Origin of the sequence: Kribbella sp. NBC_00889 (assembly GCF_045207705.1) — a bacterium.
Lineage (GTDB): Bacteria > Actinomycetota > Actinomycetes > Propionibacteriales > Kribbellaceae > Kribbella.
The window spans coordinates 4076214-4091165 of sequence record NZ_CP108783.1 but is presented as its reverse complement, the minus strand read 5'-3'; the positions used below and the strand labels follow the sequence as shown (position 1 = coordinate 4091165).

Sequence of the window (14952 nt, the reverse complement as noted above, 5' to 3'; positions counted from 1 at the left end):
GCGTGACGTCGATCGCGGATCAGCCCAAGAAAGCGCAGGACGAGCGGCCGTGGATTGCCGCCATCCGCGAGGTGCTCGACCGGCCCCTGACGTCGTACCACATCCTGCTCGGTGCGACCGGTCTGCTGCTGGTGCTCGGGCTGCTGATGGTCCTGTCGGCGTCCAGCGTCCTGTCGCTGCGTGCGAACGGGAACAGCTACACGATCTTCGTCCGCCAGTTGATCTGGGTCGGCGTCGGCCTGCCCATGGCGTACGTCGCGTCCCGGATGACACCTCGGCACTTCCGCATGCTCGCGTACGTCGCTCTGCTCGGCTCGGTGTTCCTCCTGGTGCTCACCTACGTGCCCGGCCTCGGTGTCGGGGTGAAGGGCAACACGAACTGGCTGAACCTCGGTGGACCCCTGCAGATCCAGCCGAGTGAGTTCGCCAAGCTGGCGCTGGTGATGTGGTGCGCGGACCTGTACGCGCGCAAGGAGAAGTTGCTCACCCAGTGGAAGCATCTGCTGGTCCCGATGGTGCCGGTCTGCGGTCTGGTGATCGCACTGGTCGTCGGACAGCACGACCTCGGTACGGCGCTGGTGCTGATGGCCGTGATGATCGGCATGATCTGGGTGGTCGGCGCGCCGACGCGGTTGTTCATCGCCACCATCACCGTGGTCGGCACGATCGCGTCGTACTTCGTCATCACCGCGAAGCACCGGATGGACCGCGTCTCGTCGTTCCTGGATCCGTTCACCGACCCGTCCGGTGTCGGCTGGCAGGCGTACCACTCGTTCTACGCGCTCTCGACCGGCGGCTGGTGGGGTGTCGGGATCGGCAACAGCCGGCAGAAGTGGGGCAACCTGCCGGAGGCGCACACCGACTTCATCTTCTCCGTGATCGGAGAGGAACTCGGCCTGTTCGGGTCGCTCACCGTGCTCGCCCTGTTCCTCACCCTGGCCTATGCCGGGGTGCGGATCGCGACCCGGAACACCCAGCCGTTCGTCCGCTATGCGGCGGCCGGGATCACGGTCTGGATCATGGCGCAGACCCTGGTCAACCTGGGTGCCGTGATCGGACTGCTACCCATCGTGGGGATTCCGCTCCCGCTTTTGTCGTACGGTGGTTCCGCACTGCTGCCGACGCTGATCGCGATCGGCATGCTGCTGTCCTTCGCGAAGGCCGAACCCGGCGCGCAGGCCGCCTTGAAGGAGACCAGGCGGTCGCGGTTCGGATGGCTGTCTTCGCGGCGTACGCCCTAACGAGAACACGCGGGAGCGTTGAAAGCTGTGCCCAGCATCGTCCTGGCCGGTGGAGGATCCGCCGGCCACACCTCACCCCTGATCGCCACCGCCGACGCACTGCGCCGCATCGACCCGACGGTCGAGATCCTCGCCCTCGGCACCGAGCGTGGCCTGGAGACCCGCGTGATTCCCGAGGCCGGTTACCGGCTCGAGTTGATCCCGCCGGTGCCGCTGCCGCGCAAGCCCACGCCCGCCCTGCTCGCCGTCCCCGGGAAGATGCTCGCCTCGGTCCGCGCGGCCCGCAGGGTGCTGGACGAGGCGAAGGCCGACGTCCTGGTCGGCTTCGGCGGCTACGTCTCCACACCCGCGTACGTCGCAGCGTGGCGGCGGAAGACGCCGATCGTCGTCCACGAGGGCAACGCGATGCCCGGGATCGCGAACAAGTTCGCCGCCCGCTACTGCACGCAGCACGTGAAGACATCCTTCCCGGGCACCGATCTTCCGCACGCGGAGTACGTCGGCCTGCCGATTCGGCGAGCGATCTCCACGCTGGACCGGGCCGCGCTGCGCGCCGAGGCTCGTCAGTTCTTCGGACTGGACCCGGACGCGCCGACGCTGTTCGTGACCGGTGGCTCGCAGGGCGCGCAGCAGATCAACCAGGCCGTCTCCGGCGCCGCCGCGGACCTGCAGGCCGCCGGGATCCAGGTGCTGCACGCGATCGGCCCGAAGAACACCCTCGAGATCCCGCAGACCGGTCGCTACCCGTACGTCGTGCTGAACTACGTCGACCGGATGGACCTCGCGTACGCCGCGGCTGACCTGGTCGTCGGCCGCTCGGGTGCGAACACGGTCACCGAGGTGTCCGGTGTCGGCCTGCCCGCGATCTACGTTCCGCTGCCGATCGGTAACGGTGAGCAGCGATTGAACGCGAAGCCGGTGGTGGACGTGGGTGGAGGTGTGCTGATCGACAACGCGGAGATGACGACGGACTGGGTCCGGGCCAACGTGCCGCAACTTCTGCACGACCGCGAGCGTCTGACAGCCATGTCCACAGCAGCGACCGGCGTGATCCGTACGGATGCCGACGAGCGATTGGCGCGGATCATCCTGGATGTGGTGGGGTCTGCTTCGTGATCGTCACCGCTCCGCACACAACGCTGCCCGCGGAGAAGCTGGGCAGGGTGCACTTCGTCGGTATCGGCGGCGCCGGTATGTCCGGGATCGCCCGGATCATGGCGTCCCGCGGCATCGAGGTGTCCGGCTCCGACGCCAAGGACAGCAAGGTGCTGGCCGCGCTGCGCGCGCTCGGCGCCACCTGCTGGGTCGGCCACGCCGCCGAACAGGTCGCGGCCGTGGACACCGTGGTGGTGTCGACCGCGATCCGCGAGACCAACCCTGAGGTGGTCGCGGCACGGGCCGCCGGGATCCCGATCCTGCCGCGGGCCGCCGCGCTCGCCTCGGTGATGGTCGGCCGCCGGACGCTGGCGATCGCCGGCACGCACGGCAAGACGACCACGACCTCGATGCTGACCGTCGCGTTGCAGCACTGCGGGGCGGATCCGTCGTACGCGATCGGCGGCAACCTGAACGAGTCGGGCTCGAACGCCCACGACGGCAGCGGTGACCTGTTCGTCGCCGAGGCGGACGAGTCGGACAAGTCGTTCCTGACGTACACGCCCGAGGTGTCGATCGTCACGTCGGTCGAGCCGGACCACCTGGACAACTACGGTGACGAGGCCAGCTACCGGAAGGCCTTCGAGGAGTTCTGCGGTCGCGTGCTGGCCGGCGGCTTCATGGTGATCTGCCACGACGACGCGGGTGCGCGCCGGCTGGCGGCGTACGCGCACGAGCAGGGGATCGACGTCCGCACGTACGGCGAGTCGGAGGACGCGGACCTGCGCGTCACCGAGATCACCGCCACCGGGGCGACGCAGTCGTTCGTGCCGGTGTACCGCGGCCGCAAGCTGCCGATGGTGCAGTTGCAGCAGGCGGGCAAGCACAACGCGCTGAACGCGTCGGCCGCGCTGACGGTCGGCCTGGGCCTCGGGTTCTCCGCGGCCGACCTCGCCGAGGGGCTGGCGTCGTTCACCGGCACCGGGCGGCGGTTCGAGTTCAAGGGTCTCGAGGACGGCGTACGGGTGTTCGACTCGTACGCTCACCACCCGACCGAGCTGGCCGTCGACCTGACCGCGGCCCGGCAGGTCGCGGGGGAGGGCCGCGTGGTCGCGTGCTTCCAGCCGCACCTGTTCAGCCGGACCAGGATCTTCGCCACCGAGTTCTCGGAGGCGCTCGCGCTGGCCGACGAGGTCGTCGTGATGGACGTGTTCGCCGCCCGCGAGGACCCGGAGCCCGGTGTCACCGGTGCCCTGATCGCGAACCACGTGCCGTTGAAGCCGGACCAGGTCCGCTTCGAGCCGTCCTGGTCCGCCGTACCTCAGCTGGTCGCCGACCTGGCCGAGCCCGGCGACCTGGTGGTCACCCTGGGCGCCGGCGACGTGACCCTGATCGGGCCGGAGGTCGTTGGTCTGCTGGCCGAACGCGCCGCCGCCCGCGAGTCTGCCGCGGAAGCCCTTGCCCCTGTGGTGGAGTAATTGCGTGGGGTTTGTTGAATGAGCCAGAGCGCTGATCTGGCTCGGGCACAGCAGCGGTTCGCGCGCCGGCAACGGCTCGTGCGGTGGCGGAGTTGGCTGCCGTGGGCCATCGGCGGCGCACTGGTCGTCGTGGCCGGTGTGATCGTCTGGTTGTTCTACTACTCGTCCGCCTTCGCAGTCGACGGCGTCCGGGTGAGCGGTGCGGACACGGTGCCGGTGGCAACGATTCAGAACGTCGCCGAGGCACCGGTCGGGACGCCGCTGGCGAAGGTCGGTCTGCGCTCGATCGCCGACCGGGTCCGGACCATTCCGGCGGTGGCGGACGCGCAGGTGACCCGTGCCTGGCCGAACAAGGTCGTGATCGTCGTCACGGAACGGGTCCCGGTGGTGGTCGTCACCGACGGGTCGCGGTTCGAGTTGGTCGACGCGACCGGTACGACGTTCAAGACCGTTCCGGACCGGCCGGCCGGGCTGCCGGAGGCCAAGGTGACCGGCTCCCGGCGCGACGTCACGATCCGTTCGCTGGTGACGGTTTCGGCGGCCCTGCCGGACACGTTGCGGGCCCAGGTCGGGTCGATCTCGGCGGAGTCGCCGGACTCGATCACCCTCAACCTCGGCTCCGGGGTGAAGGTCGTCTGGGGCAGCTCCGATGACAGCGAGCACAAGGCGGAAGTACTCAGCGTACTGATGAAACGCAAGGCGAAGGTGTACGACGTCTCGGCACCCGATCTCCCTGTCACCAAAGGGGAAAAGCGGTGAGGGATCACATCACGGGAGTGTGCGGCGAGGCGCGTGGACTTTGGCTGGAAGCGTCCCGTACCGTGCGTCGTAATCTAAAGTTGACATAAGTCTAAGCATTCAGTTGAGGTTCAGTCTTTTCGCTGGACAACGGGAAACGAACGAGGCGAGAGGCGCGGACGTGGCGGCACCGCAGAACTACCTGGCACTCATCAAGGTCGTCGGCATCGGCGGAGGCGGCGTGAACGCCGTCAACCGGATGATCGAGCACGGTCTGAAGGGCGTTGAGTTCATCGCCATCAACACCGACGCGCAGGCGTTGCTGATGAGCGACGCGGACGTCAAGCTCGACATCGGCCGGGAGGAGACCCGGGGCCTCGGCGCCGGCGCGAACCCGGCGATCGGGCAGAAGGCCGCCGAGGACCACGCGGAGGAGATCGAGGAGGCGCTGAAGGGCGCCGACATGGTCTTCGTCACCGCGGGCGAGGGCGGCGGCACCGGCACCGGTGGCGCGCCGGTGGTGTCCCGCATCGCGCGCTCGCTCGGTGCGCTGACGATCGGTGTGGTGACCCGGCCGTTCTCGTTCGAGGGGAAGCGCCGTGCGACCCAGGCGGAGGACGGTATCGCCGCCCTGCGCGAAGAGGTCGACACCCTGATCGTCATCCCGAACGACCGGCTGCTGACGATCTCCGACCGCGCCGTGTCCGTGCTGGACGCGTTCAAGCAGGCCGACCAGGTGCTGCTGCAGGGTGTCTCCGGCATCACCGACCTGATCACCACGCCCGGCCTGATCAACGTGGACTTCGCCGACGTCAAGGCGGTCATGTCGAACGCCGGGTCCGCACTGATGGGCATCGGCTCGTCCCGCGGCGAGGACCGCGCGGTCGCGGCGGCCGAGGCGGCCATCTCCTCGCCGTTGCTCGAGGCAAGTATCGAGGGTGCCCACGGCGTACTGCTGTCGATCGCCGGCGGCTCCGACCTGGGCCTGTTCGAGATCAACGAGGCGGCCCAACTGGTCTCGGAGTCCGCGCATTCGGACGCGAACATCATCTTCGGCGCGGTCATCGACGACGCGCTCGGCGACGAGGTGCGGGTCACCGTGATCGCGGCCGGGTTCGACGGCGGGATGCCGAAGCGCCGTGAGCAGGCGATGAACTCGGCCCGCCCACAGACCACGCGCCCGGCGACCGATGCGTCGTACTCGGCCCCGATGTCCGGGACGACGAACCCGCCGGCACAAAGCGGTCAGCAGTCCGGTCAGCCTGCGACCGGGCAGCCGGGTCAGCCGCCGGAAGGTCAGCCTGGCGCAGGCCAGTCCGCATCCGGTCAGCCGGCCTCGGGTCAGGGCACCGCGGGGCAGGCCGGGTCCGGGCAGGGCACCGCGGGGCAGAACGGCGGTCCGGCTCAGCCGGCCCCGGGCACCCCGGCGGGCCAGGCCACGACTCCGCCGGCTCCGACCGACGACACCGTCCCGGTGCCGGCCCCGACCGAGGGCCGTCCGGGAGCAGGCACGACCAACTCGGCCCGCCCGCAGGGCGGTGACCCGGTCCGTACCGTGCCGTCGCAGTCCGCGCCGCACACGCCGGCCACTCCGACCTCGCCGCACTCGTGGCCGACCAATGGTCCGAGCAACTCGCCGACCGGCGGTTCGACGTCCGGTTCCACCTCCTCGCAGCCCGCGCCGGCCCGCCCTGTCCGCAAGCCGGAGCCGGAAGAGGACCTCGACATCCCGGACTTCCTGAAGTAAGGAGCGTCCGGGCCGGTAGCCTTTGTTCGTGTTCAGCTACGACGAGGTTCACTCCGCTGCCCGCTTCGCCGTCACCGACCGCTTCGGCGGTGTGAGCACGGCGCCGTACGGCGAACTGAACCTCGGCGGGTCGGGGGAGGATCCAGACCTGATCGCGGAGAACTTCCGCCGCATCGCGGCGGCCTTCGGCGTCGAGCCGGAGGCTGTGGTCCGGGTCAGCCAGGTCCACGGGCGTGACGTTCATGTTGTCCGGCCGGGGGACGAGTTGCCGGCCGACCCGACACCCACCGCGGATGCGATAGTCACGACCAGATCCGATGTGGTGCTGGCTGTCCGTGCCGCTGACTGTCTCCCGGTCCTGCTGGCCGATTCCGAGCGACGCGTGATCGGCGCCGCCCACTCCGGACGCCCGGGGATGTACGTCGGCGTCGTACCGGCGACCGTCGAGGCGATGCGTGATCTCGGTGCCCGGAACATCACTGCCGTACTCGGGCCGCATGCGTGTGGGAAGTGTTACGAGGTGCCCGCGGAGATGCGGGCCGAGATCGCGGGGCGGGTGCCGGCGTCGTACTCCGAGACCACGTGGGGTACGCCGGCCATCGACGTGGCTGCTGGCGTGAAGTCGCAGCTGGCCGAACTCGGGGTCGAGGTCATCGACGCGACCGCATGCACGATCGAGTCGGAGAACCTCTACTCGTACCGGCGTGAAGGCAAGGTCAGCGGACGCCTGGCCGGTCTGGTCAAGCTGGCCGCGGAATGAGCACACGTGCTGACGAACTGCGGAGCAATCTGCAGCGGGTCCGGGAACGGATCGAGAAGGCCTGTCAGGCGGCCGGGAGATCTCCGGACGAGGTCACCCTCGTCGCGATCACCAAAACCTTCCCAATCAGCGACGTACGGGCGCTGGCGGCCCTCGGGGTCCGGGACGTGGGGGAGAACCGCGAGCAGGAGCTCAAGGCGAAGGCGCCGGACTGCCCGGATCTGACCTGGCACTTCGTCGGGCAACTGCAGTCGAAGAAGGCCCGCTCGGTGGCCCGGAACGCGTCGATCGTGCACTCCGTGGACCGCTCGTCACTCGTGGCCGCGCTGTCGAAGGCCGCTGCCGCCGAGGAGAAGACCCTTCGCTGCCTGCTCCAGGTCAGCCTGGCGTCGTACGGATCGCGTGACGCAGCCACCGGCGCCGAACGGGGTGGAGTCGAGCCGGACGCCGTACCGGAACTGGCCGCGGAGGTCGCGGCCGCGGACCGGCTGGAGCTCGGTGGCGTGATGGCGGTAGCTCCATTGGGGTCGGACCCCGACGTTGCCTTCGCCGGGCTGCAAGACGTAGCGTCCCGGCTACGCTCCGAACACCCCGGCGCAGACTGGATCTCGGCCGGGATGACCGGTGATCTGGAGGCCGCGATCAGGCGCGGCGCGACACACGTCCGGCTCGGGCGCGCCTTACTCGGTACGCGTCCTCCACTCGGTTAGTGTCGACATCGAGCAGGTTTGTTTCCTGCTCACCGTTGTCGTCGAACCGGGATCGAGGGGCTGGAGGGCCATGAGCGGCGCACTGCGCAAGATGGGTGTGTACCTCGGCTTGGTCGAGGACGGGGAGCGCTACAACGCTCGCTACGACGACGAGTACGACGACTACGAAGAGTACGACGACGCAGCCGTCGACGGGGAGTCCCACGAGCCCGAGCCGGTGCCCGCCGGCCGGGAGAGCCGCGAGGCCCGTGAATCCCGCACCGAGTCGCAATCTCACTCGGGTCGCGAGGAGCAGGGCGCAACGGTGAGCAAGTTTCCAGATCGACGTGGTGTCGCACCGTCCCCGGAGGTTACCGAGTTGGCCCGCATCACCACCGTGCACCCGCGCAGTTACAACGAGGCGCGAGTCATCGGTGAGCACTTCCGCGACGGCACGCCCGTCATCATGAACCTGACCGAGATGGACCACGCGGATGCCAAGCGGCTGGTCGATTTCGCCGCCGGGCTGATCTTCTGCTGCCGTGGTTCGATCGAGCGGATCACCACCAAGGTGTTCCTGGTCTGCCCGCCGAACGTGACGGTGGCCGCCGAGGAGAAGGAGAAGATCGCCGCGGACGGGTTCTACAACCAGAGCTGACCCGAACCCTTCGCCGGTCTTCTACACTCATTGACGACATGGTTGCTCTAACGCTCGTCCTCAGTGTTCTGTACTGGGTGCTGCTCGCCTTCTTCCTGGTGCTGGTGGCGCGGTTCGTACTCAGTCTGATCGTCATGTTCGCGCCGCAGTGGCACCCGAAAGGCCCACTGCTGCTGTTCTTCGAACTGATCTACTCGGTCACCGATCCGTTCCTGCGCCCGCTGCGACGGATCCTGCCCCCGATCGGGGCCGGCGGGATCCGGATCGACCTGTCCATGCTGATGCTGTTCGTGATCGTCTCCGTGGCGATGTCGATCAACTCGACCGCGCTCGGATCGCTGTGACCCAGCGGATCGGGGCGGACAGGGAACCCGTGGAGGTTCTGCCGGGTCGGAGGGTGAGGACATCGGGGACTGGGTAGGTAGAGTCTCGACGAACGGCTGAGTTGTCGAGACTCTCCGCGGGGGCAGTGGAGCGTTATCGCCCGCCCGGATTCCGTCAGAACACAACGAAGCGATAACGTGATCTACTGAGTCGCCGAGGTGAAGGCCACGGGGACTCCGCCAAGACACAGACAAACGAGGTGAAAGATGCCGCTGACGCCGGATGACGTCCGCTCGAAGCAGTTCACGCCCGTCCGACTACGGGAGGGCTACGACGTCACAGAGGTCGACTCCTTCCTCGACGAGGTGGAAGCCGAGCTCGAGCGACTTCTCGCCGAGAACGAGGAGCTGCGGGCCAAGCTCGCGGCGGCTCAGCGCGCGGGCGCGGGACAGGAGCGGCCGGTCGTCGACCAGACCGCTGCGCTGCCGCCTGTCGTGCAGCAGCCCAAGCCCCCGGTCGTCGTCGAGAAGCCGGAGGAGAAGCCACCCGTGGTGCCCGCTGTAGCGGCCGCGGGGGCTGCTGCGGCAGCAGGCACTGTCGGGGACGCGTCCAGCTCCGCCGTGCGGCTGCTGGAAATGGCGACCAAGCACTCCGACGACCTGGTCCAGGAGGCGAAGGACACCGCCGACAAGATCATCGGCGAGGCCCGCGCCAAGGCCGAGCGGCTGGAGAACGAGGCGCGTGGCAAGGCCGACCGGATGACCGGCGAGGCCCGTGCCCGCGCCGAGAAGCTGGACGGCGAGATCGCCGAGCGCCGGGCCCAGATGCTCGGCACGCTGGAGAAGCAGAAGGGTCAGCTCGAGCGCACGATCGACGACCTGCACGCCTACGAGCGCGAGTACCGCAGCCGGCTGAAGACGTACTTCACCGAGCAGCTCAAGGCGCTCGGGAACGGCGACGACACGCTCAGCCCGCGCAACGGCTTCCGCCCGGAGGCTCGCGCCCAGGCTCACGGTCACGGCGTCTAAAAAACCTCGAGAAGAGGCGGTGCTTTCCGGCGGCACCGCCTCTTCGGCATGTCTGGCCACTTCTGACACACCGTCCCGTTGCGGTGACAGGGTGTCAGCGCCAGGCGAGCGGATCCTTCCGGCCACTGAGCGTCTCGACGTCGGTGAGCCGCAGCCGGTACGGCGTCAGCCGTAGCAGGGAGGGCGATTCCCCGGCCGGGCCGTCGGGGAACACACTCCAGAAGTCGTAGCCGAGCGGTGCCGGCTCGCCCCGGTACAGCTCCCAGACTCGTTGCCGGGTCGCGACATCGGCGATCCACTCCGCGCGGCAGTCCGCGACTGCCACTTGATGACCGGGCTCCCAGTAGCTGCAACTCAAGTACGGGCTGTAGGCAAGGTGTCGCACCTTCACCGGCGTCGCCCGCGTGACGATCCACCCGGTCAGCTCATCCGCCAGTTCCCACAGCGGATGGAGGATGCGGGTCCGCGGCCGGTGATCCGGGCCGACGGTCGCGACGGTGCACCACACGATCCGGTGCGCCCGATCCAGAAACTCCTTTTGCACAACCATGGGTGTAGATTAGCCGATGCACAACCACGGTTGTATAGTTCGCGGCATGGACTTCGATCCGGCCGGTGCGGACCTCTCACTCGCCTCGCTGTTCGCCGGCTGGGCGCTGGCCGACGAGCTGCAGCGCCGCCTGGTGGCGGACGATTTCGAGGACACCCGATTCGCCGACGGGGTGATCTTCCAGCACCTGATCAGCGGCCCGGTGACGATCAGCACACTGGCCGAGCGTCTCGGCGTCACTCAGCAGGCCGCGTCCAAGTCGGTCGCGGACCTCGAGCATCGTGGCTACCTGACCCGCGAGCCGGATCCCGCCGACGCTCGCGCGCGGAACGTCGTACTCACCCAGCGGGGACAGTCCGTGATCGCCGCGGCCCGGCGTCATCGGGCGGCCCTGGATGCAGAACTCCGCCGAACCCTCGGCACCGAGCGCATCGAAGCAGCCCGGTTGGTGCTCGTCGACACCATCAACCACCTCGGCGCCACCCCATCCCTCCGAGCCCGCGCCGTCCGCCCACCCCGCTAACCCACCCACCCGCGTGCCCTCCCACCCGCGTGCCCTCCCCACCCGCCCGAATGCAGACCCACTCGCCCGCGCGCCCGCATGCAGGCCCGCGCGCCCGCCCGTCCGCCTCCATCCGGTGGGTCGACCCACTCGCCGGCGTGCCCGCCCGCGCACCCGCCCTCCCTCCCGCCCGCATGCCGACCCGCGCGCCCGCCCGTCCGCCCCCGTCTGGTGGGTTGACCCACGAGACGGTGGGTTGGCCAGCCGCCTGCCGATGGCCAACCCTCCATCCGGTGGGTCGACCCACTCGCCGGCGTGCCCGCCCGCGCACCCGCCCTCCCTCCCGCCCGCATGCCGACCCGCGCGCCCGCCCGTCCGCCCCCGTCTGGTGGGCTGACCCGCGAGATGGTGGGTTGGCCAGCCGCCTGCCGATGGCCAACCCTCCATCCGGTGGGTCGACCCACTCGCCGGCGTGCCCGCCCGCGCACCCGCCCTCCCTCCCGCCCGCATGCCGACCCGCGCGCCCGCCCGTCCGCCCCCGTCTGGTGGGCTGACCCGCGAGATGGTGGGTTGGCCAGCCGCCTGCCGATGGCCAACCCGCCATCCGGTGGGTCAGCCCACCAAATGGGCATGGACGGACGGGCGGGCGGGCGAGCACGCGGGCCGGGTGGGATGGGTGGGGTGAGGTGTGACGGGTGGAGTGGGGTGGATGGGGGGAGTGAGGTGGGAGGGGGTCAGGCTTTGGCTAGCCAGTAGGTGAGGTGCAGGTCCTCTTCGGTGCCGGTGGCAACGTCCGGCGTCTCGGTCGGGGCCGAGTGCGCCAGCTCGACGGCCAGGACCTCGCGGGCGATCTCGTCGCTGTGCTTGCCGAGGGCATCGGTCAGGTCGGTGTCGGTCGAGGTGAGCCAGACCTTGATCCGGTCCGAGACCTCGAGGCCGGCGTTCTTCCGGGCTTCCTGCAGGGTCCGGATCACCTCGCGGGCCAGACCGGCCTGCTTGAGCTCCGGCGTGACCTCGAGGTCGAGGGCAACGGTTTCGCCCTGCTCGTTCACCACGGACCAGCCTTCGCGCGGCCGCTCCGACAGCAGCACCTCGGACTCGCCGACCTCGACGTTCTCGCCGTCCACCACGACGGTCGCCGTACCCGACTCCTTCAGTGCGGCGGCGAGGGCGGCGGCGTCGGCCGCGGCGATCGCGGCGGCGACCACCGGGGTCTGCTTGGCGAACCGCTTGCCGAGCTCGCGGAAGTTGCCCTTCGCGGAGAATTCGACCAGGTCCGCGCCGGCCGAGGAGAGCGGTTCGACCGAACCGACATTGAGCTCGTCGGCGATCTCGCGCAGCAACTGCGGCGACAGGTCAGCGATCGCCGCCGATCCGACCAATGCCCGGGACAACGGCTGGCGCGTGCGCACCTTCGCTTCGGCCCGCGCCGAGCGACCGAGCTCGACCACGCGACGTGCCATCGACACATGCTGTGCGAGTGCATCGTCGATGAGGTTCTCGTCGTACGCCGGGAACGTCGTCAGGTGCACCGACTCCGGGAGACCGGGCGTGACCGGGCGGAACACGTCCTGCCAGACCCACTCGGTGACGAACGGCGTCAGCGGCGCCATCACCCGGGTCAGCGTCTCGAGCGTCTCGTGCAGCGTCGCCAGCGCGCCGGGGTCACCGGCCCAGAACCGGCGGCGCGAACGCCGGACGTACCAGTTCGAGAGCACGTCGACGAAGCCGCCGATCGCGGTGCCCAGCTTCTGCGTGTCGTAGACCGCGTACGCCTCGTCGGCGTCGCGGACCAGCCGGTGCGTCTCGCCGACCAGCCAGCGGTCCAGCACCGATCGCTCGGCGACCGGTGGCGCGTCCGTTGGCGACCAGTCGGCCAGCCGCGCGTACAGAGCGTGGAACGCGACCGTGTTCCAGTAGGTGAGCAGTACCTTCCGGACGATCTCGTTCAGCACGTTCGGCCCGAGGCCGCGGGCCTTCCACGGTGAGCCGGACGCGGTCATGAACCACCGCACGGCGTCGGCGCCGTGGTCGTCCATCAGCCTCATCGGCTCCAGGATGTTGCCCAGGTGCTTGGACATCTTCCGGCCGTCCTCGGCCATGATCAGGCCGAGGCAGACGACATCGCGGTACGGCGACTCGTCGAAGACCAGCGTGCCGATCGCCATCAGCGTGTAGAACCAGCCGCGAGTCTGGTCGATCCCCTCGGAGATGAAGTTGGCCGGGTAGGTCTGCTCGAACTTCTCCTTCGAGCCCTCGACCCAGGGGTAGCCCCACTGCGCGAACGGCATCGAGCCCGAGTCGTACCAGGTGTCGATCACCTCGGGCACCCGGCGGGACTCCGCGCCGCAGGTCGGGCAGGCGAAGGTGATGTCGTCGACGTACGGCCGGTGCGGGTCGGTCTCGCTCACGTCGCGGCCGGTCAGCTCACTGAGCTCGGCCAGCGACCCGACGCAGACCTGATGGTCGTCTGCGCACCGCCAGATCGGCAGCGGCGTACCCCAGTAGCGGGTCCGGGAGACGGCCCAGTCGATGTTGTTGCGCAGCCAGTCGCCGTACCGGCCCCACTTGACCGAGTCCGGGTACCAGTTGGTCTTCTCGTTCTCCCGGAGCAGCGCGTCCTTCACCTGGGTGGTGCGGATGTACCAGGAGGGGAGGGCGTAGTACATGACCGGGGTGTGGCAGCGCCAGCAGTGCGGGTACGGGTGCTCGTACGGCACGTGCTTGTAGAGCAGGCCGCGGTCCTGGAGGTCCTTGACCAGGGTCTCGTCGGCCTTCTTGAAGAACTGCCCGCCGACCAGCGGCACGTCGGCGGCGAAGTGGCCGCTGCTGTCGACCGGGTTCACGACCGGCAGGTCGTACGCGCGGCTGACCGCGAGGTCGTCCGCGCCGAACGCGGGGGACTGGTGCACCAGACCGGTGCCGTCCTCAGTGGTGACGTACTCGGCGAGTACGACGTAGTGCGCCGCCTCGGGGAACTCGACCAGCTCGAACGGTCGCTGGTAGGTCCAACGCTCCATCTCACGGCCGCCGTACCGGCCGGTCACCGTCCAGCCCTCACCGAGCCGGTCCAGCAGCGGCTCCGCCACGACGAGCGACTCGGTGCCATCGGTCGCGACGACGTACTCGACATCGGGATGAACTGCGACAGCAGTGTTTGAAACGAGCGTCCAAGGTGTTGTCGTCCAGACCAGCAGCGACGCTTGGCCGGCCAGGGGTCCGGAGGTGAGCGGGAAGCGGACGTAGACCGACGGGTCGACGACAGTCTCGTAGCCCTGGGCGAGCTCGTGGTCGGACAGACCGGTGCCGCAGCGCGGGCAGTACGGCGTGATGCGGTAGTCCTCGACCAGCAGGCCCTTGTCGTGGATCTGCTTCAGCGACCACCAGACCGACTGCACGTACGGCGCGTCCATGGTCCGGTACGGGTTCTCGAGGTCGACCCAGTAACCCATCCGCCGGGTCATCACCTCGAAGGCGTCCACGTGCCGCAGGACCGACTCACGGCACTTGGCGTTGAACTCGGCGATGCCGTACGCCTCGATGTCGTTCTTGCCGGTGAAACCGAGTTCCTTCTCCACCGCGACCTCGACCGGCAGGCCGTGGCAGTCCCAGCCGGCCTTGCGCTCGACCCAGAAGCCCTTCATGGTCCGGTAGCGCGGGAACACGTCCTTGAAGACGCGGGCCTCGATGTGGTGGGTGCCGGGCATGCCGTTCGCCGTCGGCGGGCCTTCGAAGAACGTCCACGGCTGTCCGCCCGCGGACTGCTCGAGGCTCTTGGCGAAGGGATCGTGCTCGTCCCACCGGGTGAGCACCTCGCGCTCGAGCGCGGGGAAATCAACTTGTGCCGGGACCTGCCGCCACGGGGTGTCTGCCGTCATCGTTCCGTCGTCCTTCGTCGCCAGTGACCTGCTGACGAGGGACGAAGTACCAGGCTTTTGGTCGCCGGATACCGCGCGGTACCACCCTCCTTGGTAACTCCCGGTGGAGCTACCCACTTCCTTCCCGCGCCGCGGCCGGTTCTAATAGGTCCTTGCGGACCGTTCTTCCGGCGGCTCCGGGGTGATGGCCCCATCGCTGCCTTTGCGGATCGCGGTTGTCAGTGTACGGCGTAGTACCAGGCAACTACGAATCGTTAAGTGACC

At 69.0% G+C, this 14952-nt stretch carries 12 protein-coding genes and 1 pseudogene; 11 read left to right on the top strand and 2 right to left on the bottom strand.

Features of this window, described 5'->3' with window-relative positions:
• The first annotated feature begins 2 nt into the window (after window positions 1–2).
• The 10 genes and pseudogenes from ftsW to OG817_RS19830 all read left to right on the top strand — a co-directional run bounded on the left by ftsW (window position 3) and on the right by OG817_RS19830 (window position 9758).
• Window positions 3–1241, top strand: coding sequence for a putative lipid II flippase FtsW (gene ftsW / locus OG817_RS19875; protein WP_406056685.1), 1239 nt, complete (start codon window positions 3–5; stop codon window positions 1239–1241).
• 27 nt (window positions 1242–1268) lie between these two features.
• Window positions 1269–2357, top strand: coding sequence for an undecaprenyldiphospho-muramoylpentapeptide beta-N-acetylglucosaminyltransferase (gene murG / locus OG817_RS19870; protein ID WP_406056683.1), 1089 nt, complete (start codon window positions 1269–1271; stop codon window positions 2355–2357).
• Entirely contained in the window at window positions 2354–3814 is a 1461-nt protein-coding gene (gene murC / locus OG817_RS19865; protein ID WP_406056681.1) for a UDP-N-acetylmuramate--L-alanine ligase, read from the top strand. Before murG ends, murC begins: the two co-directional genes overlap by 4 nt.
• A gap of 18 nt (window positions 3815–3832) precedes the next feature.
• Window positions 3833–4573: a cell division protein FtsQ/DivIB gene (locus tag OG817_RS19860; RefSeq protein WP_406056679.1), complete on the top strand. Its 741-nt coding sequence runs from the start codon at window positions 3833–3835 to the stop codon at window positions 4571–4573.
• 160 nt (window positions 4574–4733) lie between these two features.
• Window positions 4734–6032: pseudogene (gene ftsZ, locus OG817_RS19855) on the top strand (cell division protein FtsZ); the annotation flags it as partial.
• 295 nt (window positions 6033–6327) lie between these two features.
• The gene (gene pgeF / locus OG817_RS19850) at window positions 6328–7059 is read left to right on the top strand and encodes a peptidoglycan editing factor PgeF (RefSeq protein ID WP_406056677.1); all 732 of its coding nucleotides are present in this window, start codon (window positions 6328–6330) and stop codon (window positions 7057–7059) included.
• Window positions 7056–7769: a YggS family pyridoxal phosphate-dependent enzyme gene (locus OG817_RS19845; RefSeq protein ID WP_406056675.1), complete on the top strand. Its 714-nt coding sequence runs from the start codon at window positions 7056–7058 to the stop codon at window positions 7767–7769. Before pgeF ends, OG817_RS19845 begins: the two co-directional genes overlap by 4 nt.
• A gap of 70 nt (window positions 7770–7839) precedes the next feature.
• Window positions 7840–8406: a cell division protein SepF gene (gene sepF, locus OG817_RS19840; protein ID WP_396389525.1), complete on the top strand. Its 567-nt coding sequence runs from the start codon at window positions 7840–7842 to the stop codon at window positions 8404–8406.
• 38 nt (window positions 8407–8444) lie between these two features.
• Window positions 8445–8750, top strand: coding sequence for a YggT family protein (locus OG817_RS19835; RefSeq protein WP_360449460.1), 306 nt, complete (start codon window positions 8445–8447; stop codon window positions 8748–8750).
• A 246-nt stretch (window positions 8751–8996) separates the two neighbouring features.
• Window positions 8997–9758 (top strand): DivIVA domain-containing protein, encoded by a 762-nt coding sequence (locus OG817_RS19830; RefSeq protein WP_131351431.1) that lies wholly within the window; start codon window positions 8997–8999, stop codon window positions 9756–9758.
• Between the two features lie 94 nt (window positions 9759–9852).
• Here the strand turns inward: OG817_RS19830 and OG817_RS19825 are convergent, their stop codons facing one another.
• Complete coding sequence (locus OG817_RS19825; RefSeq protein WP_406056672.1) at window positions 9853–10308, bottom strand: pyridoxamine 5'-phosphate oxidase family protein; 456 nt, start codon at window positions 10306–10308, stop codon at window positions 9853–9855.
• A 46-nt stretch (window positions 10309–10354) separates the two neighbouring features.
• Between OG817_RS19825 and OG817_RS19820 the strand changes: the two genes are divergently transcribed.
• Entirely contained in the window at window positions 10355–10831 is a 477-nt protein-coding gene (locus tag OG817_RS19820) for a MarR family winged helix-turn-helix transcriptional regulator (protein ID WP_406056670.1), read from the top strand.
• A gap of 713 nt (window positions 10832–11544) precedes the next feature.
• Here OG817_RS19820 and ileS read toward each other — a convergent pair.
• Complete coding sequence (gene ileS / locus OG817_RS19815; RefSeq protein WP_406056668.1) at window positions 11545–14688, bottom strand: isoleucine--tRNA ligase; 3144 nt, start codon at window positions 14686–14688, stop codon at window positions 11545–11547.
• Window positions 14689–14952 lie beyond the last annotated feature (264 nt).